This window comes from uncultured Corynebacterium sp., from assembly GCF_902782855.1.
Classification (GTDB): Bacteria; Actinomycetota; Actinomycetes; order Mycobacteriales; family Mycobacteriaceae; genus Corynebacterium.
Genome location: NZ_CACZOO010000170.1, coordinates 1 through 23,666, shown reverse-complemented (window position 1 = coordinate 23,666; position 23,666 = coordinate 1). Strand labels below are relative to the sequence as shown.

At 67.7% G+C, this 23,666-nt stretch carries 23 protein-coding genes and 1 pseudogene; 20 read left to right on the top strand and 4 right to left on the bottom strand.

Features of this window, described 5'->3' with window-relative positions:
• Positions 1 to 499: YoaK family protein (locus tag QZV72_RS07730; RefSeq protein WP_297006938.1), on the bottom strand; the 499-nt coding region annotated here is incomplete at its 3' end.
• Between the two features lie 206 nt (positions 500 to 705).
• On the opposite strand from QZV72_RS07730, the gene QZV72_RS07725 reads away from it, so the two are divergent.
• The 12 genes from QZV72_RS07725 (at position 706) to QZV72_RS07670 (ending at position 14,570) form a co-directional block, all read left to right on the top strand.
• Positions 706 to 1,542, top strand: coding sequence for a tRNA (adenine-N1)-methyltransferase (locus QZV72_RS07725; RefSeq protein WP_297006936.1), 837 nt, complete (start codon positions 706 to 708; stop codon positions 1,540 to 1,542).
• Positions 1,543 to 1,629: 87 nt separating this feature from the next.
• On the top strand, positions 1,630 to 3,297 hold the full coding sequence (arc, locus tag QZV72_RS07720; RefSeq protein ID WP_297006933.1) for a proteasome ATPase: 1,668 nt from the start codon (positions 1,630 to 1,632) through the stop codon (positions 3,295 to 3,297).
• Positions 3,294 to 4,820: a depupylase/deamidase Dop gene (dop, locus tag QZV72_RS07715; protein ID WP_297006930.1), complete on the top strand. Its 1,527-nt coding sequence runs from the start codon at positions 3,294 to 3,296 to the stop codon at positions 4,818 to 4,820. The genes arc and dop overlap by 4 nt, the downstream gene beginning before the upstream one ends.
• Positions 4,821 to 4,903: 83 nt before the next feature.
• Positions 4,904 to 5,101: a ubiquitin-like protein Pup gene (locus QZV72_RS07710; protein ID WP_297006929.1), complete on the top strand. Its 198-nt coding sequence runs from the start codon at positions 4,904 to 4,906 to the stop codon at positions 5,099 to 5,101.
• A 5-nt stretch (positions 5,102 to 5,106) separates the two neighbouring features.
• The gene (pafA, locus tag QZV72_RS07705; RefSeq protein WP_297006926.1) at positions 5,107 to 6,552 is read left to right on the top strand and encodes a Pup--protein ligase; all 1,446 of its coding nucleotides are present in this window, start codon (positions 5,107 to 5,109) and stop codon (positions 6,550 to 6,552) included.
• Entirely contained in the window at positions 6,552 to 7,574 is a 1,023-nt protein-coding gene (locus QZV72_RS07700) for a YafY family protein (RefSeq protein WP_297006923.1), read from the top strand. The genes pafA and QZV72_RS07700 overlap by 1 nt, the downstream gene beginning before the upstream one ends.
• Positions 7,571 to 8,545: a WYL domain-containing protein gene (locus QZV72_RS07695; RefSeq protein WP_297006920.1), complete on the top strand. Its 975-nt coding sequence runs from the start codon at positions 7,571 to 7,573 to the stop codon at positions 8,543 to 8,545. Before QZV72_RS07700 ends, QZV72_RS07695 begins: the two co-directional genes overlap by 4 nt.
• Positions 8,546 to 8,608: 63 nt before the next feature.
• Positions 8,609 to 8,875: a Sec-independent protein translocase subunit TatA gene (gene tatA, locus QZV72_RS07690; RefSeq protein ID WP_297006917.1), complete on the top strand. Its 267-nt coding sequence runs from the start codon at positions 8,609 to 8,611 to the stop codon at positions 8,873 to 8,875.
• Positions 8,876 to 8,968: 93 nt separating this feature from the next.
• Positions 8,969 to 9,937, top strand: a complete 969-nt coding sequence (gene tatC, locus QZV72_RS07685) for a twin-arginine translocase subunit TatC (RefSeq protein ID WP_297006941.1) — start codon at positions 8,969 to 8,971, stop codon at positions 9,935 to 9,937.
• On the top strand, positions 9,924 to 12,653 hold the full coding sequence (locus tag QZV72_RS07680) for an RNA helicase (RefSeq protein WP_297006914.1): 2,730 nt from the start codon (positions 9,924 to 9,926) through the stop codon (positions 12,651 to 12,653). Before tatC ends, QZV72_RS07680 begins: the two co-directional genes overlap by 14 nt.
• A gap of 31 nt (positions 12,654 to 12,684) precedes the next feature.
• Positions 12,685 to 13,842, top strand: a complete 1,158-nt coding sequence (locus tag QZV72_RS07675; protein ID WP_297006912.1) for a Xaa-Pro peptidase family protein — start codon at positions 12,685 to 12,687, stop codon at positions 13,840 to 13,842.
• On the top strand, positions 13,839 to 14,570 hold the full coding sequence (locus QZV72_RS07670) for an SDR family NAD(P)-dependent oxidoreductase (RefSeq protein ID WP_297006909.1): 732 nt from the start codon (positions 13,839 to 13,841) through the stop codon (positions 14,568 to 14,570). Before QZV72_RS07675 ends, QZV72_RS07670 begins: the two co-directional genes overlap by 4 nt.
• A gap of 24 nt (positions 14,571 to 14,594) precedes the next feature.
• On the opposite strand, the gene QZV72_RS07665 is transcribed toward QZV72_RS07670, so the two are convergent.
• Positions 14,595 to 14,951, bottom strand: a complete 357-nt coding sequence (locus tag QZV72_RS07665) for a hypothetical protein (RefSeq protein WP_297006905.1) — start codon at positions 14,949 to 14,951, stop codon at positions 14,595 to 14,597.
• Positions 14,952 to 15,042: 91 nt separating this feature from the next.
• On the opposite strand from QZV72_RS07665, the gene QZV72_RS07660 reads away from it, so the two are divergent.
• Genes QZV72_RS07660 through QZV72_RS07650 form a run of 3 tightly spaced genes read left to right on the top strand, consistent with a single transcriptional unit; the run spans position 15,043 to position 17,930 of the window.
• Positions 15,043 to 15,558, top strand: a complete 516-nt coding sequence (locus tag QZV72_RS07660) for an FxsA family protein (protein ID WP_297006903.1) — start codon at positions 15,043 to 15,045, stop codon at positions 15,556 to 15,558.
• On the top strand, positions 15,555 to 17,153 hold the full coding sequence (gene lnt / locus QZV72_RS07655; RefSeq protein WP_297006900.1) for an apolipoprotein N-acyltransferase: 1,599 nt from the start codon (positions 15,555 to 15,557) through the stop codon (positions 17,151 to 17,153). The genes QZV72_RS07660 and lnt overlap by 4 nt, the downstream gene beginning before the upstream one ends.
• Before the next feature lie 3 nt (positions 17,154 to 17,156).
• Positions 17,157 to 17,930, top strand: a complete 774-nt coding sequence (locus QZV72_RS07650) for a polyprenol monophosphomannose synthase (protein ID WP_297006897.1) — start codon at positions 17,157 to 17,159, stop codon at positions 17,928 to 17,930.
• Between the two features lie 132 nt (positions 17,931 to 18,062).
• On the opposite strand, the gene QZV72_RS07645 is transcribed toward QZV72_RS07650, so the two are convergent.
• Complete coding sequence (locus QZV72_RS07645) at positions 18,063 to 18,434, bottom strand: RNA polymerase-binding protein RbpA (protein WP_297006894.1); 372 nt, start codon at positions 18,432 to 18,434, stop codon at positions 18,063 to 18,065.
• 122 nt (positions 18,435 to 18,556) lie between these two features.
• On the opposite strand from QZV72_RS07645, the gene QZV72_RS07640 reads away from it, so the two are divergent.
• From QZV72_RS07640 to mgtE, 4 genes are all read left to right on the top strand, one after another.
• Entirely contained in the window at positions 18,557 to 18,850 is a 294-nt protein-coding gene (locus tag QZV72_RS07640) for a hypothetical protein (RefSeq protein WP_367119094.1), read from the top strand.
• A 73-nt stretch (positions 18,851 to 18,923) separates the two neighbouring features.
• Complete coding sequence (locus tag QZV72_RS07635; protein WP_297006890.1) at positions 18,924 to 19,607, top strand: YceI family protein; 684 nt, start codon at positions 18,924 to 18,926, stop codon at positions 19,605 to 19,607.
• A gap of 79 nt (positions 19,608 to 19,686) precedes the next feature.
• Entirely contained in the window at positions 19,687 to 19,872 is a 186-nt protein-coding gene (locus QZV72_RS07630; protein WP_297006887.1) for a hypothetical protein, read from the top strand.
• A 6-nt stretch (positions 19,873 to 19,878) separates the two neighbouring features.
• Positions 19,879 to 21,180 (top strand): magnesium transporter, encoded by a 1,302-nt coding sequence (gene mgtE, locus QZV72_RS07625; protein ID WP_297006884.1) that lies wholly within the window; start codon positions 19,879 to 19,881, stop codon positions 21,178 to 21,180.
• A 45-nt stretch (positions 21,181 to 21,225) separates the two neighbouring features.
• On the opposite strand, the pseudogene QZV72_RS14910 reads toward mgtE, so the two are convergent.
• A pseudogene (locus QZV72_RS14910) lies at positions 21,226 to 21,993 on the bottom strand (helix-turn-helix transcriptional regulator); the annotation flags it as partial.
• Between the two features lie 68 nt (positions 21,994 to 22,061).
• Between QZV72_RS14910 and QZV72_RS07620 the strand changes: the two are divergent.
• A partial coding sequence (locus QZV72_RS07620; protein WP_297006882.1) for an excinuclease ABC subunit UvrA occupies positions 22,062 to 23,666 on the top strand: 1,605 nt, incomplete at its 3' end.

Below are 23,666 nucleotides of genomic sequence, written 5' to 3'. Positions count from 1 at the left end.
GTATGTGTTCCCCGCCGAAGAACGCGTCCACCAGACGTTGCCCCATCTTCACCAACGTGCCGGTCATGTACGTCAGCGGCACGGCGACCTCCCCGTCCCGCTCGAAGACACTGTTGAGGGTTCCGATGCCCACCGACAGCACCAGCGTCGCCATACGCTCCGCACCCACGGCCACGAGCAGGGCGGAGAGTCCGAAGAGCAGGGTCACGGTGACCATCACCGCTTCCCGGGCGCGGGTGATGTCCCAGCGGCGCCGCGACAACCGGTTGACCAGGGCGCCGAAGATCACTCCGGCAAGGAACATTCCCAGGCAACTGCCGGCGAGCATCGCCAGGTCACCGTCACCTTCCACGGCGGCCGTGGCTGCGCGGGTGGTGTTGCCGGACATGAAGGACAGGAAGACGCCGCCCAGGTACAGGAAGCCGACGGAGTCGACGAACCCGGCAAGGACGGTCAAAGCAACGGCGAGTAACTGTTCGCCACGGCGGTAGGTATGCACGGCGACCACGGTACCGTGGGGGGCATCCACTCCGACGAACGGACTCACCGACTCCGCCGCACCGTACCTGTTTGCCCTGCATCCCCGGGTCCGTGGCCACGCCGGCGATGATCGAGTGATGCACCGGCCGGCGGACTGACGGGGTGACGCTGCGGGTGGTGCTCTAGAATGGTCGGGTTCACGACTTCGACACTAAGGGGAACCCTGTGGCCTACTCCGGTCCGTTCCAGCCCGGCGACCGGGTCCAGCTCACCGACGCCAAGCGCCGGCACTACACCATCACCCTGGAGGCGGGGGAGAGCTACTTCACCCACAAAGGGGAGATCAGGCACGACGACATCATCGGCCGTGACGAGGGCACCGTCGTCGTCTCCCACGTCGGCGGCGAGTACCTGTGCTTCCGCCACCTGCTGGTCGACCACGTGCTGTCCATGCCGCGTGGCGCGGCTGTCATCTATCCGAAGGACGCCGCCCAGATTCTCGTCGAAGGCGATATCTTCCCCGGGGCCAGGGTACTGGAGGCCGGCGCAGGTTCCGGCGCCCTGTCGATGACTCTGCTACGGGCGGTCGGCGAGCGCGGCAGGGTCATCTCCTACGAGATCCGCGAGGACCACCTCCGGTTCGCCGAGGACAATGTCGACGAGTACATGGGCGGCCACCCCGCCAACTGGGACCTGCGACTGGGGGACCTCAGGGACGTCACCGTCGAGGACACCGACGGTCCGGTCGACCGCGTCATCCTCGACATGCTCGCCCCCTGGGAGTGCCTGGAGAACGTCCGTGACCTGCTCATCCCCGGCGGTGTGTTCATGACCTACGTCGCCACTGTGCCGCAGCTGATGAAGGTCATGGAGGGCATCCGTGAACTGGCGTGCTTCACTGAACCGAAGGCCTGGGAGTCCCTGGTCCGTGAGTGGAAGGTCGAGGGCCTGGCCACCCGCCCGGAGCACCGGATGAACGCCCACACCGCGTTTCTCGTCTGGGCACGTCGGCTGGCGGACGGCACAGTCGCCCCGCGGCCCCAGCGACGCGCCCGCAAGTAGAGGGACCGGGAAGGGTCTGTCGCGGAGTCCCGCCGAAGATGTGACGTGCCGGACAACCCAGGGTTGCCTCCCTTGTAGACTGGCCCCATGACCAACGGCCCGGCCCACGACACCACATCCGACGCCCGTCCCGGCAGGTCCGCCAGCGGACCTGCGGGGACGGGAGGCCCCACCGCCCCGGTGGATTCCGGCCCCGAGTCCTACCGCCAGCTCCAGCTCGCCAACCGGACCCTCGGGACCCGCAACGCCAAGCTCACCGAGCTCCTCAAAGCCAGCCGTGACAAGCTCGACGATCTGAACTCCCGGCTCGACGCCCTCGCCGAACCGCCGAGCACCTACGGCACCCTCCTTGAGACCGGCCCCGGCGCGCTCACCGCCGAGGTCCACACCGCCGGCCGGCGCATGCGCCTGATGGTCAGTCCGAACGTCGACCGCGTCGACCTCGCCCCCGGTGCCCTGGTGCGTCTGGGGGAGGGGTCCCAGGTCGTCGAGGTGTGCGGCACCACCGACTCCGGTGACCTCGCCTCCGTCGTCGAGGTGATTGACGAGTGTCGCATCGTCGTCGCCGACAAACTGGGTGAGGAGACACTGATGAAATGCGCCGGCGCCCTGACCGCCGAGATCGGAGCGAAGCAGGTCGGTCCCGGGGACTCGGTCGTGGTGGACCGTCGCGCAGGATACGCTTTCGAGGTCATCAGCCGCGCCGAGGTGGAGAATCTGGTGCTCGAGGAGGTGCCGGACGTCAGCTACTCCGACATCGGTGGCCTGACCAGTCAGATCGAGCAGCTGCACGATGCCGTCGAGCTGCCGTTCCTGCACCCGGAGCTCTACCGGGACTACGGTCTGCTCCCGCCGAAGGGCGTGCTGCTCTACGGCCCACCCGGGTGCGGGAAGACGCTCATCGCCAAGGCGGTGGCGTCCTCCCTGGCGCGTCGGATGGACGCCGCCGGTGGGGGGGCGACTGACGCCGGTACCGGCGGATCCCGCTCCTACTTCCTGAATATCAAGGGTCCTGAGCTGCTCAACAAGTTCGTCGGCGAGACCGAGCGGCAGATCCGGCTGATCTTCGAGCGCGCCCGCAAGATCGCCTCCGCCGGGGCCCCGGTGATCATCTTCTTCGACGAGATGGAGGCCATCTTCCGTACCCGTGGCACGGGCGTCTCCTCGGACGTGGAGTCCACCGTGGTGCCACAGCTGCTCGCCGAGATCGACGGTGTGGAGGGGCTGAGCAACGTCATCGTCATAGGCGCCTCGAACCGTGAGGAGCTCATCGACCCGGCTATCCTGCGTCCGGGCCGACTGGACGTGAAGATCCGGGTGCAGCGACCGGACCGGACGGCCTCCCTCGACATCCTCGGCAAGTACCTCACCGATGATCTGCCACTTGATCCCGCGGTCACCGCCGCCGAACTGCGTGATCGGGTCGTCAACGGCCTGTTCTCCCGTGCGCGGCCGTTCCTCACCCTGCACTTCGCCGACGGGTCCGCCCGCGACCTGTTCTACGGGGACTTCGCCTCGGGTGCGATGCTGGCCAACATCGTCGACCGGGCGAAGAAGTTCGCCATCAAGGACGCACTCCGGGGAACCGGGTCCGGCATCTCCGCGGCGCACATCGATCTGGCGGTCGCCCAGGAGTGCCACGACAATGACGATCTGCCGGACACCACCAACCCCGCGGAGTGGGCCCGGATCTCCGGCCACAGCTCCCGCCGCGTCGTCGACATCACCGTCCACCAGCAGGAGGTCCCCGCATGACCCCGAAGCGCATCATCGGCACCGAGACCGAATTCGGGATCATCGCCCCTGACGAGCCCACCGTCAGTCCCATCGAGACCTCCACCCACGCGGTGATCGCCTATGCGGCGTCCTCCGGGGCGGGGGTGAACCGCCGGACCCGCTGGGACTACGCCCAGGAGTCACCGCTGCGCGACGTGCGCGGTTTCGATCTCCGCCGCTACCGCACCGCCCCGGTGATCGATCCGAATGCGCTGGGTAACGCCAACGTGGTCACCACATCCGGCGCCCGGTTCTATGTCGACCATGCCCATCCCGAGTACTCCTCACCGGAGACGACGGACGCCTGGGACGCGGTGATCTTCGACAAGGCCGGCGAGTTGATGATGCATGAGGCCGCCGAGGCCGCCGGTCGGGTCGACGGTCAGCCGCGGCTGCAGATCCACAAGAACAACGTCGACGGTAAGGGCGCGTCCTACGGCGCACACGAGAACTACCTCTACCCGCGCTCCTACGATGCCGGGGCGGTCCAGTCCGCCCTCATCCCGCACTTCGTCACCCGGCAGATCTACTGCGGAGCCGGACGCGTCGGGCTGGGGGAGACCGGTCAGACCCCGGGCTTCCAGATCAGTCAGCGCGCCGACTACATCGAGACGACCGTGTCCCTGGAAACCACTTTGAACCGCGGGATCATCAACACACGTGACGAGCCGCATGCCGGCTCGGACTGGGCGCGGATGCACGTCATCATCGGGGACGCGAACCTTTCCGAGTTCGCGACCTTCCTCAAGCTCGGCACCACGGCCCTGGTGCTCGATGCGGTCGGTGCCGGGGTCGACTTCTCCGATCTCGCACTGTTCGAGCCGGTGGCGTCGGTTCGTGCGATCTCCCGGGACCTCGACTGCACCCGCCCGGTGCGGCTCTACGGCAACCGGGAGATGACCGCGGTGCAGATCCAGCAGGAGATCCGGAGCCGGGTGGCCGAGGCCCTGGCTGACAGTCTCGTCGGCCACGACCAGCTGGTCCTGGACCTGTGGGGGGAGATCCTCGACGATCTCGCCCGTGACCCGGCGAGCACCGCCGACCGGTTGGACTGGACCGCGAAGCTGTCCCTGCTCAATGCCTACCGGGCGCGCGGCCTGGAGTGGACCGACCCGCGGCTGGCGTTGATCGACATCCAGTACCACGACATCGACCCGGTGAAGGGCCTGTACAACGCGTTGGTCCGCAAAGGTCGGATCCGCACCCTCGTACCCGCCGGGGAGGTCCGGGCCGCGGTGACCGCCCCGCCGGTCACGACGCGCGCCTGGCTGCGCGGTGAGGTCGCCCGACGGTTCCCCGACCAGCTGCTCGCCGCCAACTGGGACTCACTGGTCCTCGACGTACCGCTCGGCGCTTCGTCGGCGACGCGGATCCTGTTGCCGGACCCGTCCCGGGGCACGGCTGCGGAGCTGGCGGACGCACTGTCCGGTGTCACCGCGGCCGCCGGTCTGGTCTCCGTACTCGCCGAGGTCATGCCAGAGAGTGTTCTCGGGCTCGACTGAGCCCCGGTCCTGCTAGCCTGAACACGTTGATTAACATTGGCAGGAAAATGACGGCAGGAAGCTGACAAGGAGATGTTGCACAGATGACGGGCAGTGGTCAGGGTCAGATCCACGGTGGACGCGGTCGTGACGGGGGGGAGTCCCCCGACGACGTCACCACCTCCGGTCAGGAGCAGTTGAAGGTCAGTGGCACCGATGATCTCCTCGACGAGATTGACGGGCTGCTCGAGTCGAACGCCGAGGAGTTCGTGAAATCCTACGTGCAGAAGGGCGGGCAGTAGGCGCCGTGGTCACCACGAGCACAGTCCACACCCGCCGCATCACCGGTCTGGAGACCGAGTTCGGCATCACCAGCGTCCTGGACTCCCACCGTAGGCTCGGTCCGGACGAGGTGGCGCGCCATCTTTTCGCCCCGGTGGTCGAGCGGTACCGCAGCTCGAACATCTACTGGCGCAACGGGTCACGCGTCTACCTCGATGTCGGCGCGCACCCCGAGTACGCCACCGCCGAGTGCGACTCCCTGCACCAGCTCATCGCCTACGACCGGTCCGGGGAGGTCATCTTCCAGCAGCTGGCCGACCGGTGTGAGAGGACCCTCGCCGAGCGCGGCATCGGTGGCAGGGTCTATCTGTTGAAGAACAACACCGATTCTCTCGGCAACTCCTACGGTTGTCACGAGAACTACCTGGTCAGCCGGGACGTGCCGCTCAAGGCACTGTCGGCCCAGCTGCTGCCGTTCCTCGTGACCCGTCAGCTGATCTGCGGGGCGGGGAAGATCAGTGTGCCCGCCCCCGGGGCCCCCAACGAGAACTTCGGGCCGGGGTACTGCCTGTCGCAGCGCTCGGACCACGTGTGGGAGGGCGTCTCCTCGGCTACGACGAGGTCCCGGCCGATCATCAACACCCGCGACGAGCCCCACGCGGATTCCTCGAGGTACCGTCGGCTGCACGTCATCGTCGGTGACTCGAACATGTCGGAGACGACCACGGCACTGAAGGTCGGCTCCGCCCTGCTGGTCCTGGAGATGATCGAGGCCGGGGTGGAGCTGCCGGACTTCGAGCTGTCCAACGAAATCCGCTCGATCCGGGAGATCTCCCGGGACTTCACCGGCGCGACCCCGCTGGAACTGCGCAACGGCCGTACCGCCTCGGCACTGGCCATCCAGCAGGCCTTCCACGACGCCGCCCTGGACTGGCTGGCGCAGCGTGAGGAGGACGGCACCGGCACCCCGAATGCTCAGCTCGCGCAGGTCATCGATCTGTGGGGACGGGTCCTCAGCTGCTTCGGCACCGGTGACTTCACCCCGGTGGACACCGAGATCGACTGGGTGATCAAGAAGACCCTCGTCGACGCCGTCGCCGCCCGTGGCGACCTGGACATCACCGATCCCCGACTGGCGCAGATCGATCTGACCTACCATGACATCAATCCGGAACGTGGCCTGTTCCACCTTCTGGTCCGTCGTGGCCGGGCGAAAACGCTCGTCGACCCTGCGGAGATCACTCAGGCGACCGAGCAGGCGCCGGCGACCACCCGCGCCTCGATCCGGGGGGCGTTCCTCCACGCCGCCGAGGCATCGACCCGGCCGACTACGGTGGACTGGACACGGCTGAAGGTCAACGGCGAGGGTGGGGGAGAGCTTCTTCTCCCGGATCCGTTCTGCACCGGGTCACCGGAGATCGACGCCACGCTCACCGACCTCACGGCTCTACTCGCCGAGGCGCCGCGGTGATGTCCCGGAACCGGCCGGTCAAGGTCTACTGGGAGGACGGCGTGTCCCGGATCCTGAACCTGTTGATCACTCTCGCTGACCAGAGGCGGGCCCGGTCGACGGCGTGGATCGGCGCGAGGGTCGGCGGCTACTCCGGTGGCGCGGACACCGTCCGCAAGCAGTTGGAACGTGACAGGGCAGTGCTCAGGGACCTGGGGGTGCGCCTCGAGGAGTCCACGGCGCTCGATGACGAGGGGCAGACCGAGAAGCTCTACCTGCTCGACACCGCGTCCTCATTCCTGCCGCCCCTGCAGTTCACGCCGGGCCAGTGGGAGGCCGTCGCCGCCGCCGGACGGTGGGCGATGGAGGAGGAACTCGCCGAAGCGGTGCAGGCCGCCGTCGTCAAACTCACCCCGGCCAGCCCGTTGGACGCTGGCTGTGGAGTGGCCCCGGTCGTCGGCGCCGTGCCTGACTCGACCGACCTCACCGACACCGATGTGCGTCGGCTCCGTCGCGCCCTCGACCGCCGGCTGCGGCTCCGGTTCTACTACTGGCCCCGCCTCACCGCCGAGGGGCAGGACCGCATCCTGGAGCCCTGGGGTGTCGCCGCCGTCGACGGCCGCCTGTTCCTCACCGGCTTCGATGTCGACCGGGGTGCCCAACGCACCTTCCGGCTGTCTCGTATCGCCCAGCTGGAGGTCCTCAAGGAGTTCTGCACCACGCCGGTCCCCGACCGGCCGGTGCGCACGCTGGTCACCGAGGGGCTGGAGGCGGCGTCCACCCTGGTCACCGCGAAGGTACTCTTCCGTACCGAGGGTGCCCTGGAGCTGCGTGCCCGTGCCCACGGTGAGCCGGGGGCCCACGAGGAGGGGGAGGTGCTCACCCTCGGACCGGTCGACCGGACCTGGCTGGCCCGTACCGCCGCCGCCTATGCCCCCGACGCGGTGGTCCTCGACCCACCGGACCTCGTCGCCGACGTCGTCGCCCGGTTGGAACGCGCCCATGACCTTCTGGGGCATGACGCACCGGGGGGAGTCCTGTGACCGCCGCACCGCGCAGGGGCAGCCGGAAGAGCATCCTGGTCCAGCTTCGCCGTGTCCTGTCGGTGCTGGCATGGCTGCGCACCCACCCGGACGCGACACTGATGACCACCGCGGACCGGTTCGGGATCTCGGTGCCCCAGCTCATCGAGGAGCTGACGAGGGTGCAGGAGAGCGGGTTGCCCGGCCTGCTGCCAGGATCCCTGGTCGACCTCACCGTCGCTGGACCCCGTGTCACCCTCAACGAGACGCTCGGTCTCGACCGTCCGTTGGCGCTGACCGAGACGGAGGCTGGGACGCTGGAGCTGAACCTGGAGAAACTCGCCAGCATCCTCACCGACGGGGAACACGCCGACGCGGACACCGCCGCCGCCAGACTGCGGTCCCTCGTGCGGTTCCGCCGCGACTCCGGGGATGCCCACCCCGACCGACCCGCCGGCCCCGGCTCGGGGGTGCTGGCCTCCCTGCGCCGGGCGGTCTCCTCCCGGCGGTGGGTGCGGTTCAGCTATCTCTCGGTCTCCTCGGACAGTCTCACCACCCGAGAGGTCATTCCCGACCAGGTCAGCGTCCTTGACGGGGTGGGATACCTGTGGGGGCGCACCGACGGAGGGCAGTCGGCCGCAGAGCAGCGTTGCTTCGCGGTCACCAGGATGGGCGCCGTGGAGATCCTCGACCGGGACGCCCCGGCGCCACTGCCCCGGGCGATTGACGCGGAGGACCCCTTCGGGTTCCGGGACGCCGCCGACGGCTGGGCAGAACTCACCCTCACCGAGGAGGCGATGTGGATGCTGGAGTACCTGCCGGTGTGGCACATTGACGACACCCGGGTGGAGATCCCGGACACCGGGGACTGGTTGGAGCGTTTCGTCCTGGCGTACGCCCCCGAGATCACGCAGGTGGGCTCGGAGACTCTCACCCGGCGGGTGCGGGAGCGATCCGCCGCCGCATTGGCCGCCTACCGACGTCTGGCGTAACCTGACTGGTGCAACTCCCGGCGCCATCGAGGCGCCGGACACTCCACTGAAAGGCACTGATCCATGGGCAACCTCGGATGGCCCGAGCTCCTCATCATCGTCGTGGTCCTGCTCCTCCTGTTCGGCGCCACCCGCCTGCCGAACATGGCACGTTCCCTGGGCCGTTCCATGCGCATCTTCAAGTCGGAGATGAAGGAGATGAAGAACGACGACAAGCCGGCCGTCGAGGCTCCGGTGGTTTCACCCGAGGCCGAGGCTGCCCGCCGTATCGCTGACCCGTCCTCCGTGGTGAACGACGCCGCGAAGGACGCTGAGTCCCGGGAGTCCTAGACCCCGACGATGGCCACCACTGAACAGGCCGGAGGCCGCGCCACGCGACCCCGGCGCACCTCACGACGCAGGGCCCGTGCCGAGGGCGCGAACATGTCGCTCGTCGAGCACCTCAAGGAGCTGCGGCGCCGTCTGCTCATCGCCCTGGCCGCGATGCTCGTCGGCACGATTCTCGGCTACATCTGGTACGACGCCTCGGTGCTCGGCACCCCGAGCCTGGGCGACATCCTCAAGGAGCCGTACTGCCAGCTACCCCCGGAGAGCCGGCTGATGGGGGAGTCGGGGGAGTGCCGGCTGTTGGCGACCGCCCCCTTCGACATGTTCATGCTCCGGCTCAAGGTCGGTTTCCTGGCCGGCCTCGTACTGTCCGCCCCGGTGTGGTTCGGGCAGTTGTGGGGCTTCATCACCCCGGGTCTGAAGAAGAACGAGAAGCGGTGGACCCGCGGCTTCGCCTCAGTCGCCACCCTTCTCTTCGTCATCGGTGCCGTCTTGGCCTACTTCGTCCTCTCCTTCGGCCTCGAGTTCCTCATGACGATGGGGGACAACACCCAGATCGCCGCCCTCAACGGCAAAGAGTACCTGAGCTTCGCCCTGGCACTGCTGCTGATCTTCGGCGTGAGCTTCGAGGTCCCGCTGGTGACCGTGATGCTGAACCTGGCGGGCATCCTGCCGTACCAGGTGCTCAAGGAGAAGCGGCGGATCATCATCATGTTCCTGTTCGTCTTCGCCGCCTTCATCACCCCGGGTCAGGACCCGGTGTCGATGGTGATCCTCGCGGTCTCGCTGTGCCTGATGATGGAGATCGCCACCCAGTTCTCCCGGATCAACGACAAGCGCCGGGCAAAGCGGGCCGGGCTCTCCCCGGACGCCTTCTTCACCGACGACCTCGATGATGAGGAGGGCTCTAGCATCAGCGCCGCCGCACCGCTGGGCTCCGACGGTGGTCTGGAGTCCCCGACCCCGGTCGCCCCGTCCCGGCCGGTGAACGCCAGCAACAGGGAGCGTCTCCGTGACGACTCCGGCAACAGCTACGATGCCGGGGATCTCGATGACATCCTCTGAGGCAGGCAAGGCACCGCTGCCGGACCCGCTTCCCGCGTCCGTCACCGCCTTCGCCGGTGACTACGGGTTCCCGCTCGACGACTTCCAGGTGCGGGCCGCCTGCGCGGTGGACGCGGGACGCGGCGTCCTCGTGTGTGCCCCGACAGGCTCCGGCAAGACCGTGGTCGGAGAATTCGCCGTCCATCTAGCACTCGAGCGTGGGGGAGCGTGCTTCTACACCACCCCGATCAAGGCGCTGAGCAACCAGAAGTTCCACGACCTCGTCGCCCGCTACGGCGAGGACAAGGTGGGGCTGCTGACCGGCGACGTGAGCGTCAACAGGGACGCCCCGGTTGTCGTCATGACCACCGAGGTGCTGCGCAACATGGTCTACGCCGGCTCCGACCGGCTGGACAACCTCACCCACGTAGTCATGGACGAGGTGCACTTCCTGGCCGACCCGTCCCGCGGTCCGGTGTGGGAGGAGGTCATCCTCAACCTCGACCCGTCGGTGGTGCTGGTAAGCCTGTCGGCGACGGTGAGCAACGCCGAGGAGTTCGGCGGCTGGCTCACCACCGTGCGCGGGGAGACCGACCTGGTCATCACCACCCGCCGGCCGGTGCCGCTGGACCAGTTCATGATGGTCGACAAGCAGATCCTGCCGCTCAACGACCCGAAGCACCCGGAGGAAGCCAACCGGGCAGTCGTCGCCGCCGCGGCACGGGCCGAAGAGACCGGACGACGCACCGGACCCAAGCGCACCGACGTGGTGCACCGGATGGGTGCGGCCGGGATGCTGCCGGCGATCTACTTCATCTTCTCCCGGGCAGGCTGCGACGGCGCGGTCCGTCAGCTCCTCGTCGACCGGGTGCGGTTGACCACGGATGCGGACCGGGACGAGATCCTGCGCACCGTCGACGAGGGGGTGCGGGACATCCCCACCGACGACCTCGGCGTCCTCGGGTTCCGTCAGTGGCGCCGGGCCCTGTCCAACGGGTACGCCGCCCACCACGCCGGCATGCTGCCGGCCTTCCGGCACATCGTCGAGGACCTGTTCACCCGCGGACTGCTCAAGGTCTGTTTCGCCACGGAGACCCTGGCGCTGGGCATCAACATGCCGGCCCGGTCTGTGGTGCTGGAGAAGCTCGTCAAGTACAACGGTGAGGCGCACGTCGAGCTCACCCCAGGTCAGTACACACAACTTACCGGGCGTGCCGGGCGCCGTGGCATCGACACCCAGGGCAATGCTGTCGTGCTGTGGAGCCGGGGCATCGAGCCCCACTCCGTCGCCCATCTCGCCGGTACCCGGACCTATCCGCTGGATTCGACCTTCCGCCCCGGCTACAACATGGCGGTGAACCTCATCGCCACGAAGGGGTACACGGACGCCCAGCGGATCCTGGACCGCTCCTTCGCCCAGTACCAGACCGCCACGCACGTGGTGGAGCAGGCCACGCAGCTGACCCGTCGGCGCCGTGACCTGGCCGGGCTGGAGAAGGACCTGGCCGCCGAACTGCGGGGCCAGCACACCGACCTCACCGCGTCCGACGTCATCGAGTACGCCGGGCTCCGCCGCGACCTGACGCTCGCGGAGCGCAGGGCGAAGCGGGACTCCGGCACCCAGCGGGAGAAGGAGACCGCCAACCTGCTGTCCTCGCTGAGCGTGGGGGACATCATCGCCCTGCCGACCGGCAACAACCCGGACATCGCCGTGGTGGTGCGCTCGGATTCAGACCACCGTCACCCGCGGCCCTGGATCGTCGTCGAGGACGGCTGGTGCGGACCTGTCGCCCCGGAGTCCTTCGGCAATGTGCCGGTGCCGTTGGGGCACATGAAGCTCAACAAGAATGCCGGGCGTTCCCCGAAGCGCAACGCCCGGGCGGTGGCGTCAAATCTGCGGCGCCAGCATGTCGACCGGCCGAGGAAGCTGAAGATGAAGGCCGGTGGCGGGTCCTCCCGGGAGGCCGCGGTGCTGCGCGACAAGGTCCACATGCACCCGGTCCATGCCCTGCGCAACCGGGAGGATCTCGTGCGCCCGGCCGAGCGGGTCGTCGCCGCCCGCCGCACCCTCGACCGGGAGCTGGAGGCGGTCACGCCGGATTCGGAGACCCTCTCGGCGACCTTCGACCACATCCTTGACCTGCTCACCGAGCTGGACTACGTGGAGTACGGCAGTGGCTCCTCGACCGCCCCTGAGCGGGAGAACCTGCGGGTCACGGCGGAGGGGGAGCGACTGTCCCGGATCCACCACGAGGCGGATCTGCTGGTCGCCCAGTGCCTGCGCCGCGGGATCTGGGACGACCTGGATCCGGCGGAACTCGCCGCGGCGGTGTCGACCATTGTCTTCGAGAACCGGCGGGAGACCACCGGGCGTCACATCGCCGAGGTGCCGACAGAGGCTCTCGCCGCCGCGGTGACCGCGGTGGGACGCATCCACGGTGAACTGGTCAGCGACGAGTCCCGTCACGGTCTGCCGTTGACCCGTGAGCCGCAGACCGGTTTCGCCGCCGCGCTGCACCAGTGGACCGCGGGCGCCCCGCTGGACTACTGCCTGCGGGCGGCGGAGGCGGCCGGGGCACAGCTCACCCCGGGTGACTTCGTGCGCTGGTGCACCCGCGTGATCGATCTGCTGGAGCAGATCAAGCACACCGGCTACGCGGACTCGGTGAAGGCCGCGGCGCGCAAGGCGGTTCCGGCGATCCGCCGTGGTGTGGTGGAGCTCGGCGCGACGTCGTAGACCACACCGCAGCGTCGTAGAGTGGGGTACCATGACTGTCCCGTTCCCCCTGACGACCTACACCGCGCGCCTGGACGCCGTTGCCGCGCTGCTGGAGCAGCAGCACATCGACGCCGCCGTGCTCACCCCCGGCGCTGACCTGCGTTTCCTGCTGGCCAGTGACATCGACACCCACGAGCGATTCTCCGCCCTCGTCATTACCCCGACCAGCCGCCGCATCGTCGTTCCCGCGGTGGACGCCGGGGCACTGCGCAAGGGAGTCGCCGGTCAGGCCGGGGTCGAGGTCGTGCCGTGGACTGACGGGCAGGACGCCCTCGCGCTCGCCGTCGGTGGCCTAACTGGTGATGCCGTCGGTGCTGGAACCGCCACCGTCGCCGTCTCCGGGGAGATGCCCGCCAGCCACCTGCTGAACCTCCAGGCCCGCGGCCTGACCACGGTCAACGCCACCGCCGTACTGCGGGACGTCTTCATGGTCAAGGACGCCGCCGAGATCGCCGAACTGCGCCGGGCGGGGGCCGCGATCGATGAGGTGCACCGGCAGGTCCCGGGTCTGCTACGGGAGGGTCGGACCGAGCGGGAGATTGCCGCCGATCTGGAGCGGCTCATCCTCGCCGGGCACGTGGCCGTCGACTTCATCATCGTCGGCTCCGGCCCTCACGGCGCCGACCCTCACCACGATTTCTCCGACCGCGTCCTCGCCGAGGGGGACATCGTCGTCATCGACATCGGCGGGACGCTGGACACGGGCTACCACTCCGACTGCACCCGCACCTACATCGTCGGCCCGGTGGCGTCCGCCCGCCCTGACCAGGCTGCGGCGTACCGCGTCCTGCACGAGGCGCAGCAGGCGGGTCTGGACGCCGCGAGGCCCGGCATCACCGGCGGTGAGCTGGACAAGGTCGTCCGCGACATCATCGCCGACGCCGGGTACGGCCGGTTCTACACCCACCGCACCGGCCACGGCATCGGCCTGTCCGGCCATGAGGAGCCGTTCATCATCGCCGGCAACGACCTGCCGCTGGCCGAGGGGATGGCGTTCTCCATCGAGCCGGGGATCTACGTCCCCGGGGACTGGGGTGCGCGCATCGAGGACATCGTGGTGATGACCGCCGACGGCTGTGAGCCGCTGAACCTCACCACCCATGACCTGGTGTCCACGGGAACTGACGTTGAAGGAGTGAACGCATGAGCCGCATCGTCCTGTTCGGCGCGACCAGTGAGATCGGCGGGGAGATCGTCACCCGCCTGGCGCCCGGCAACGACATTGTCCTCGCCGCGCGGCGTCCTGAGGCACTGGGTGATCTGGACGACGCCTGCCGCGCCGCGGGTGCGACCGTCGTCGAGTCCGTCTTCTTCGACGCCGGGGACATCGCCTCCCAGGCGTCCGTCATCGACGACATCGAGTCCCGCGGAGCAGTCGACACGGCGATCGCCGCCTTCGGCGTCCTCGGTGACCAGGACCTCGCCGAGCACGACGGTGGGGAAGTGGCACGGATCCTCCACACCGACTTCACCGCCCAGGCGGTGCTGCTCACGGAACTGTCGGAGCGGATGAGGGCCCGGGGTCGTGGTGACCTGGTCGCGTTCTCGTCGATCGCCGGTGCGAGGGTACGGCGGCCGAACTACGTCTACGGCTCGGCGAAGGCCGGCCTTGACGGGTTCTGCCAGGGCATGCAGGACGCCCTGCGCGGCACCGGTGTGCGGCTGACGGTGATCCGCCCCGGGTTCGTCATCGGACGGATGACCGAGGGAATGGATCCGGCTCCGTTGTCGGTGACCCCGGACGTGGTGGCCGATGCGGTGGTGACGGCACTGAAAACCGGGGCACCCGATGTGTGGGTGCCCCGGTCTCTGGGACTGCTGGCGACGGTGATGCGCCTGGTACCGCGGTTCCTCTGGCGACGTGCACCGAGGTAGTTGGGGCCGGGGATCAGAGCCGGATCAGAGCCGGGTGATCTCGTAGAACACGGAACGCAGCAGCGCGAGGACCGAGAAGAACACGGTGGCGCCACCGACGACCGCGAGGCCGCACTTGACGTGGTCGGTGATCCCCGCACCGTCCCCGCCGGCCGCGCCACAGTTGGTGGCGAGGGAACTGTCGATCGAGCGACGGACGTCCGTGGGGGAGGAGGAGTTCGGCAGGTCGGCGGATCCGACGCTCGGCAGCGAGCCGGAGGGGTCCGACCCCTGGGCATTGGAGGAGACCGTATCCGCGACGGCGGGGGCCGCGACGGCACCGCCGAACGCGGTGGCGGCGGCGAGGGACAGGGCAAGGCTGCGACGGCGCAGTCCGGTCATGGTCGTACCTTTCGTCATAACTGTCTGTGAATCAGTTTCCCCATCGTATCCGGTGCCGCCTCCGTTAACTCCCACCAGTACAGTGGTGGACATGCTTCGCGCCTTCCCCCTGATCTACCTCATCGCCGAAGTCGTGGTCTTCCTCCTCCTCGGACGGTGGCTCGGTTTCGGGTGGGCGTTCCCGATCCTCATCTTCTCCCCGTTCCTCGGGTTCCTGCTGACGAGGGGAGCCTTCCGGCGTATGCGGGCACGCACGCCGTCCCAGCGCTCCACCTCGAAGTCAACCGACACCTTCACCGCCGACATCGCCGTCACGGTGATCACCGGCGTCCTGCTGGTCATTCCCGGCATCCTCACCTTCGTCCTCGGACTGTTGCTGCTGCTGCCCCCCGTACGCTCGCTGCTGGCGTCCCGCCTGGGCAACTCCCTGGGACTGCGCGTCATGTCCCTCGGGGAACGTTTCACCGTCGGCGGCGCGTCCTTCCGTCCGGGTGGTGCCGGAGACGTCGCGGGGGAGGACGCCGCATCCTCCGGAGGATGGGGCGAGGTCATCGACCACCGCTCCACGGAGTTCGATGACGGTGAGACCCCGGGTTCCGCCCGGTGATCCGGGGAATCCGGTGGACCCGACCTGACCGACGCACCACCCTCCGCCTCATTCTGCTGACACTTGCCGCGGTCGTGGCCGGGATCGCCCAGTTCGCCTCCTACCAGCCCACCGGACTGTGGTGGGCCGCCCCACTGGGGCTCAGCGTCCTCTTCGTGGTCGTCGACCACGTATCGACCAGGACCGACCACCCCACCCGGTGGATCATGTGGCTGACCTGGGTCCAGGGACTGACCTGCTACCTGTTTCTGCTGCCGTGGGTCGGCAAGTATGTCGGCGCGATCGCCTGGATCGGACTGTCAGTCGTCGAATCCCTCTACTGTCTGGCCTTCGGCGCCGGACTGGCCTTCCTGTTGCGCCGCTGGCCGCGGCATCCACTGCTCCTGGTCACGGTGCCCGCCTGGTACGTCGCCGTGGAATGGGTGCGCGTCAACTGGCCCTTCGGCGGTTTCGGCTGGGCCCGGTTGGCCTGGGGTCAGCTCGGCGGTCCGTTGGCGCAGTGGATCAGTGTCGCCGGCCCCGCACTCGTCGCCTTCGCCGTCATCGTCACCGGCTACGCCCTGAGCCTGCTGGTGCACCGGCGGTGGATCAGCGGGGCAGTGCCGGTCGCGCTGACCCTCGTCGGCGGGCTGCTCATCCCGGTCATCTCTCCGGTGTGGTCCGACGGTGACGACAGCCCCACCCTCAACATCGCCGCGGTTCAGGGCAACGTGCCCCGGATGGGCCTGGACTTCAACGCCCAGCGCGAGGCAGTGCTCAACAACCACGTACGGGTATCCCGGGAACTCGCTGACGAGGTCGCCGCCGGTGAGCGCCCGCAGCCCGATCTCGTGGTGTGGCCGGAGAACGCCTCCGATGTCGACCCGTACCGGAACCGGGAGGCCTACGACAAGATCCAGGGCGTCGCCGCACAGCTCGGCGCCCCGGTGCTGGTGGGTGCGGTGACCCGGGACGTGGTCGGCGACCGCAACGCGATCATCGTCTGGGACCCGGCCGACGGTCCCGGGCAGCAGCACGTGAAGAAGTACCTTCAGCCTTTCGGCGAATACATGCCACTGCGTGACCTGCTGCGACATGTGAGCTCCTACGTCGACATGGCTGGTGACTTCAAACCCGGTGACGGCGACAACACCGTGGACGCCGCAGGCCGGACCATCGGTGTGGCGACCTGCTACGAGGTCTCCTTCGACGAGGCCTACCGTGACGCCGTGCGCCACGGGGCGACGGTCTTCACCAGTCCGACGAACAACGCCACCTTCGGCACCACCGACATGACTTTCCAGCAGTTGGCGATCAACCGCATGCGGGCGATCGAGTACGACCGCGCCGTCGTCGTCGCCGCAACCTCCGGAGTCTCCGCGATCGTCACCCCCGACGGCGCCGTCGACCAGCGCACGACGATCTTCCGGGAGGGTCTTTTGCAGGCCGACATCCCCGTGCGGGATACTGAGACGTTGTCTGCACGTGTCGGCCCCGTCGTCGAGTGGATTCTCGTCGCCCTGGGTGCCGTCGCCGTGGCTGTCGCCTACGCCACGACCAGATCGACCCGTCCGTCCCGTTCCAACCCGCCCACCCGCACGCGTACGAAGAGGTAGCCAGTGTCCAACCCCAGCGACAGAACCCTCGTCATCATCCCGACCTTCAACGAGAAGGAGAACCTGCCCCTGATCATCGGTCGGGTTCGGGACGCCGAGCCGGACCGGGTGGACATCCTCGTCGTCGACGACAACAGCCCCGACGGCACCGGTGAGCTCGCCGACGAGATGGCCGCCGCCGACGACCACATCAACGTCCTGCACCGGGCCGGCAAGGGCGGCCTGTGCGGCGCCTACATCGCCGGATTCCGGTGGGGCCTCGACGCCGGCTACGACGTCATCTGCGAGATGGACGCCGACGGCTCCCACGCCCCCGAGCAGCTCCACCTCCTGCTCGAAAAGATCGACGCCGGCGCGGACCTGGTCATCGGTTCACGCTATGTCAGGGGCGGCCGGACCGTGAACTGGCCCTGGTTCCGGTGGGTGCTGTCCAAGGGCGGTAACATCTACATCTCCCTGGCTCTGGGTGCCGGTCTGTCCGACATGACCGCCGGCTACCGCGCCTACCGTCGCAGCCTCATCGAGAAGTTCAACCTCGACGAGCTGTCGAATGCAGGGTACATCTTCCAGGTTGATCTGGCGTGGCGTGCCGTTCAGGCAGGAGCGGACATCCGTGAGGTGCCGATCACCTTCACCGAACGGGTCATCGGCGAATCCAAGCTCGACGGCAGCTTCGTCAAGGACAGCCTGCTGGTCGTCACGAAGTGGGGGCTGACCCACCGCCGGAGCCAGGTGAAGGGCCTCGTGGCGTCCCTGCGCAGGAAGCTGGGACACTAACACCCCCGGCTCCGCAGAACTCCGGGACCCGGGGGAGACACGGAGCAGCCCCCGCACCGGGTACCTGGTGCGGGGGCTGTCTGCGCTTCCGTGCGCGCGGAAAACCGCGGGAGAAGTCGCGGGGGAATGACCCTACGACTGGCTCTCCTGCTCCTTGAGCAGCTTCATGGCGTTACGGCGCCGCTTGCGCAGCAGCTCGATACGCTCGTCGAGGAGAACATCGAGCTCCTCGATGGACCGACGTTCCCGCAGCATGTCCCAGTGGGTACGCGGCGGCTTGACGGGCTTGGCCTCCTGCCCCTCACCCTCGACGAGCTTGCCCATCTGCCCGTTCTTGCACATCCACTCGTTGGGGAGTTCAGCATCGTCGGCGAACGGGACCTCGAAAACCTCTCCGGACTCCGTCCGGTACTTCGCCATGTTGCGTGGGGCCAGGTCATGGTCGCGGTCCGTCTCATAGGAGACGGCACCCATCCTGCTTCCGCGGAGAACGCGATCTGCCATCGCTGCATCATCCTTCCGGTCTCTCGCGTATTGTCAACCCCATAATGTTACCCCATAATCCCGAGAGTTCCCACCGTCGCCCTCCCGGCGCACCACACTGCGCCTGGTGCGGCCGGGAGATCGTGCAGGCCGGCGGGGGGCGTCGTCGTCGTTACTGCAGCCACACCTGCCGGCAGCGGGCGTACGAACAGCGACGGGACCTCGCCGGGACCTCGGTGCCGGCCGACGCGCTCATACTGTCCCGGGCAGCGGCGGAGGATCTCACCGACCGGCTCTTCGCCCTGCGGTGCGCCGCCGAGGATATCGCGGCGTCGGTCGAGGCGGGGGAGGACGCCGCAGATGTCACCGCTCTGTGCGGGGAACTCGTGGACCTGGCACGGGCAGCGGAGAAGATCCGGGGCCGCCTCGACCCGTGACGGGGTACCTGCCATAACCGGTGTCTATCCCCCGATGCAGTTCCGGGAGCGGATGGCGGATAGCATGGGTCGCATGCGTAAGGGATTAATCGCGCTGTTCGTCGTCGCCGTGGTCGCACTGGCCGTCGGGCTGGTGGCGCCGCCGGTATACAAACTTCTGACCAGTCACGGACTGCAGACTGCGTCCATCGCCGACGGATCCGGCGACCCCGCCGAGGTGGGGGTCGATGGTCACTGGGAGGTTGTCACCGGCGCCGGAGAGAACCGCTCCCAGGCCGGATACACTTTCGACGAGGTGCTCCCGGGCCAGCGTAAGACCACCTCCGGCCGCGGCGAGGGTGTCACCGGTACCCTCGTCGTCGACGGCGGGACGCTGACCGGAGGCTCAATCACCGTCGATGTCGAGTCCATCGGATCCGACATCGAGAAGCGGGACATCAACGTCCGTCGGCACATCCTGCAGACCGACGACTACCCGGAGGCGACGTTCGAGATCTCCGCCCCCGTCGATCTCTCACACCTGCCGGACGACGGAACCACCGGTACTGTCACGCTCACCGGCGATCTGACGATGCACGGTCACACCAACAAGGTGACCGCCGACCTCAAGGTGCTGCGCACCGGGAAGAACGTCATCGTGCAGGGTAAACTACCGGTTGTCCGCGCCGATTACGGCCTCGAGTCGCCACAGTTCGTCGCCTCGCAGATCGCTGCGGAGGGTACCATCGACCTGCTGCTGGTCTTCGCCCAGGAATAGCCGTCCCCGTCACCCGGGATCCCGTCAGTGCGGGCGGTGCGCGGGAATCCCCGACCCCTCAGACCCAAGGAGAATCCCTGTGGACCACACCGTCATGGTCACCACCCGTTGGATTCGGCTGGTGACCCTGCTCGCCTTCATCATCGTCCTGCTCTTCCTCGACGGCGTGGTGCCGTTGATCTGTATAGGCATCTGCGTGGTTTTCCTCGGCGTCACCGGGTGGCAGTTGTGGAAGCTCTACAACGACGAAAAGTACCGGCAGTAGGCCGCGATGGATATCATCGACCTGCAGACCGGACTCGGAGAGATGACCACCGTCGAGATCGCCGAGAAGATGTCCCGTATGGGGACCACCGACCAGGCAGTCCTGTTCCGGCTCCTGGACAAGAATCGGGCGTCCCAGGTGTTCGAGTACCTTGATGTAGCCCACCAGGCGGAGCTCCTCGACGAGTTCCGGGAGGGCAGGTCGGCTGAACTGCTGCTCAACCTGCCCGACGACGACCGTGCCCAGCTGCTCGGGGAGATGCCCGCGAAGGTCGCCGCCCGGATGATGGCGGGGCTTCCGGAGGACCGTCGACAGGTCACCGCACAGCTGCTGGGTTACCCGGAGGAGTCGGCGGGACGCGTGATGACTCCGGTACCCACGGTGATTTCCGCGGACTCGACGCGCGAAGAGGCACTCCAGAAGCTCCGCGGTCGTGACCTGCGTAACCGGGACATCGCCGTGCTCGCCGTGACCGACCATACCCGGCACCTCGTCGGTGTGGTCAACCTCTCGACCCTCGTGACATCTCCGGCGGATACCCCGCTCGAGGACATGATGAACAAGGAGACCCACGCGGTCAACGCCACTGACGACCAGGAGAAGGCGGCACGTCTGGTCCAGGAGGCCGACCTGCTCGCACTGCCCGTCGTCGACGACGAGAACCGGTTCCTCGGCATGCTCACCGTCGACGACGCGATGGAGATCCTGGAGGAGGAGGCCACCGAGGACGCCTACCGTGCCGGTGGTTCCGAGCCGCTGGAGCAGCCTTATCTCACGGCAACGGTATTCCACCTGGCCCGCAAGCGCGGCGTGTGGCTGCTGGTGCTGATCCTCACGGCGGTCCTCACCGTCAACGTCATGAGTTTCTTCGAGGACACGCTGGCGTCGGTCGTGGTGCTGGCAACCTTCGTCCCGATGATCACCGGTACCGGTGGTAACGCCGGGTCGCAGGCGGCGTCCTCGGTGGTGCGTGCCCTGGCCGTCGACGAGGTCCAGCCCCGTGACATCGGCCGGGTGATCTGGCGTGAGGTCCGGGTGGGGCTGTTGCTCGGTCTGTTCCTCGGCGCCCTGATCTTCCCGTTCATCTCACTGATCTACGAGTGGCGGATCGGCGCGGTGATGTCGCTGACGATCATCTGCATCTGCGCCTGGGCGTGCATCGTCGGTGGTGTGTTGCCGCTGGTGGCCAAGAAGATCGGCGTGGACCCGGCGGTGTTCTCCACCCCCGTGGTCTCCACGCTGGTGGACGCCACGGGTCTGGTCATCTACTTCTCGATCGCCCAGGTCATTCTGGCCAGCATGCTCTGAGCCAGGCACCGAGCAGGCCCGGTGAAGTCTGTCGGAGGTCTGCTGCACGAACCGCCGGAACTCCGGTGGTCGGATGACCGTGAATTCGATGTCGGTGAGCACGAGAACGACTGTCAGCCACTCGAAGGAATCCACGCGGGCCGTGTAGCGGGTACGTCGACCTCTGTCGGTGGCCTCCAATGTCCCGTCGACCCGGTGGAGAACTGCAGCTGCATTGTCAGGGCCGGTCGCCAGATCGAGGACGACCTCGAGGGTTGAGCCACTCCGGAACTGCTCCCGGAGCAGTTCGGTGACATCGTTCCGGGGCAGAGGGGCCGGGGTGAACCGGTTTCCGGTGAACGCCACGTCCCCTATGCGGTCCAGCCGGAATGTCCTCCAGTCCCGTCGGTCCAGGTCCCACCCGTAGAGGTACCAGCGCCCGTCGAGGTGGACCAGACGGGCGGGATGCACCGTCCGGTGGAGCTTTGCCTGACGTCCGGTGTGGTTGAAGGTCACCTCACGGTGCTCGGCAGCCGCGTGGCCGAGCAGAATGACGACACCGTCCGCCACGCCGGGAGCGCTGGTGTCCATCTCGACACTCCGTTCTGATGCCGGCTCCGACCGGGACGGCTGTGGGGGAAGACGCTTTCCCCGGGGCATCACGTAGTGCCCGCCACGCCCCGGGACCCCTTCGATGTGGTAGCCGAGGTTCCGGAGCTCGGTGATGTCACGTCGGAGCGTCCGTTCGGGGATGTCCAGCAGCCCTGAAAGATGAGCTGCGGACCAGGTGGTCCCGCCGTCGAGGAGGTCGAGCAGGTGGAGAAGCCTTCCCATCCTCGTCGTCACTGTGTTCCTCCCTTTGCGGTCATGTTACTGCCGCATTCCACCGTAGCGTGATCATTATGAAGATTGACGAGAACACCGCGTCCATCACCGTCACCGGCGCCCGCACCCACAATCTGCGGGACATCGACGTGGAGATCCCGTCTCACGCACTGACCGTGGTCACCGGAGTCTCCGGTTCCGGGAAATCCTCACTGGTCTTTGACACGATCGCGGCGGAGGCACAGCGGGCGACGGCCGCCGGATACCCGTCCTTCGTACGCACCCGTCTGGCCCAGTACCCGCCGGCGGACGTCGACCGGATCGACGGGCTCACATTCACGACCGTGGTCGACCAGCGACGGTTCACCGGTAATGCCCGCTCTACGGTGGCCACGGCCGTGGACCTCGCGACCCCGCTGCGGATGCTCTTCTCCCGGTTTGCAGTGCCGTCGGCGGGATTCTCCCCGGCGTACTCTCCGAATGATCCGACCGGCATGTGCCTGACCTGCGAGGGGTTGGGGACGCTGTCCGCCATCGACGAGGACGCGTTGATCGACCAGGACCTTTCACTGGACGACGGTGCCGTGCGGTTCCCGACCTTCGCGCCCGGGACCTACCGGTGGAAACGTCTGGTCACCTCGGGTCTCTGTGACCCGTCCGTGCCATGGTCGCAGCTGCCGGAGGAGATCCGCAATGTGCTGATGCATGCCCGTGATCTCCGACTGGAGGAGCCGTTACCGGGATATCCGGAGCACGGTCGCTTCGACGGGATCATTCCCCGCCTTCGGGATTCCTACCTGCGCAGGACGCCGTCCCGGCTCACCGCTGCCGAGCGTGCCGGTCTCGACGCCGTGGTGAGTCACTCGACCTGCCCGGACTGTGCCGGCGCGAGGATCAACGCGGAGGCAAGGGACAGTCACATCAACGGCCGGTCGATCGCCGACTGGGCCGCAGTGTCCATCTCCGACCTGCACGGACTGGTCTCCGATGCGGCGGAGTCACTGGGGGAGAGCGCCGCACCTCTGCTCGTGGACATCTCCCGCCGCGTGGACGCCCTCACCGAGGTCGGCCTGGGCTATCTGAACCTCGACCGGTCGTCGCCGACCTTGTCCGGCGGTGAGGCGCAGCGGCTAAAAATGGTGCGACACCTGGGAAGCCCCCTGACCGAGGTGACCTATGTCTTTGATGAGCCGGCCGCCGGCCTTCACCCCAACGACGTACAGCGTGTCATCACGCTACTCATCGGCCTGAGGGACAGGAGGAACACTGTTCTCGTCGTCGACCACAATCCGGCGGTCATCGCTGCCGCCGACCACGTCATCGGCATGGGGCCGGGAGCAGGGGAATCCGGTGGCGAGGTCACTTTCACTGGTTCACCCGCCTCTGGGAGCGGTGTTCATATTCCGGTTCTCAAGTCTTCGGTCCGCACACCGACCGGTTCCGCTGCGGTAGAGCACGCTCGGAGCAATAACCTCCGGGACCTCACAGTGGCGGTCCCGACCGGCGTCCTCACCGTGGTCACCGGTGTGGCCGGAAGCGGAAAATCCTCGCTGATGACCACTGATTTCGCCGCGCAGCATCCCGAATTCACCGTGGTCGGTCAGCAGCCACTGCACGGCGGTCGCCGGTCCTCACTGTTGACGGTTACCGGTGTGGCCGACGGACTCCGGTCACTCTTCGCG

Excerpts from the sequence above, each read along its gene's own strand:
- QZV72_RS07700 (WP_297006923.1), top strand. The coding sequence starts at position 6,552 with ATGTCCCGGAACCGGCCGGTCAAGGTCTACTGGGAGGACGGCGTGTCC.
- tatA (WP_297006917.1), top strand. The coding sequence starts at position 8,609 with ATGGGCAACCTCGGATGGCCCGAGCTCCTCATCATCGTCGTGGTCCTG.
- QZV72_RS07660 (WP_297006903.1), top strand. The coding sequence starts at position 15,043 with ATGCTTCGCGCCTTCCCCCTGATCTACCTCATCGCCGAAGTCGTGGTC.
- QZV72_RS07670 (WP_297006909.1), top strand. The coding sequence starts at position 13,839 with ATGAGCCGCATCGTCCTGTTCGGCGCGACCAGTGAGATCGGCGGGGAG.
- mgtE (WP_297006884.1), top strand. The coding sequence starts at position 19,879 with ATGGATATCATCGACCTGCAGACCGGACTCGGAGAGATGACCACCGTC.
- arc (WP_297006933.1), top strand. The coding sequence starts at position 1,630 with ATGACCAACGGCCCGGCCCACGACACCACATCCGACGCCCGTCCCGGC.
- tatC (WP_297006941.1), top strand. The coding sequence starts at position 8,969 with ATGTCGCTCGTCGAGCACCTCAAGGAGCTGCGGCGCCGTCTGCTCATC.
- dop (WP_297006930.1), top strand. The coding sequence starts at position 3,294 with ATGACCCCGAAGCGCATCATCGGCACCGAGACCGAATTCGGGATCATC.
- QZV72_RS07675 (WP_297006912.1), top strand. The coding sequence starts at position 12,685 with ATGACTGTCCCGTTCCCCCTGACGACCTACACCGCGCGCCTGGACGCC.
- QZV72_RS07710 (WP_297006929.1), top strand. The coding sequence starts at position 4,904 with ATGACGGGCAGTGGTCAGGGTCAGATCCACGGTGGACGCGGTCGTGAC.
- QZV72_RS07635 (WP_297006890.1), top strand. The coding sequence starts at position 18,924 with ATGCGTAAGGGATTAATCGCGCTGTTCGTCGTCGCCGTGGTCGCACTG.
- QZV72_RS07645 (WP_297006894.1), bottom strand. The coding sequence starts at position 18,434 with ATGGCAGATCGCGTTCTCCGCGGAAGCAGGATGGGTGCCGTCTCCTAT.
- QZV72_RS07680 (WP_297006914.1), top strand. The coding sequence starts at position 9,924 with ATGACATCCTCTGAGGCAGGCAAGGCACCGCTGCCGGACCCGCTTCCC.
- QZV72_RS07665 (WP_297006905.1), bottom strand. The coding sequence starts at position 14,951 with ATGACCGGACTGCGCCGTCGCAGCCTTGCCCTGTCCCTCGCCGCCGCC.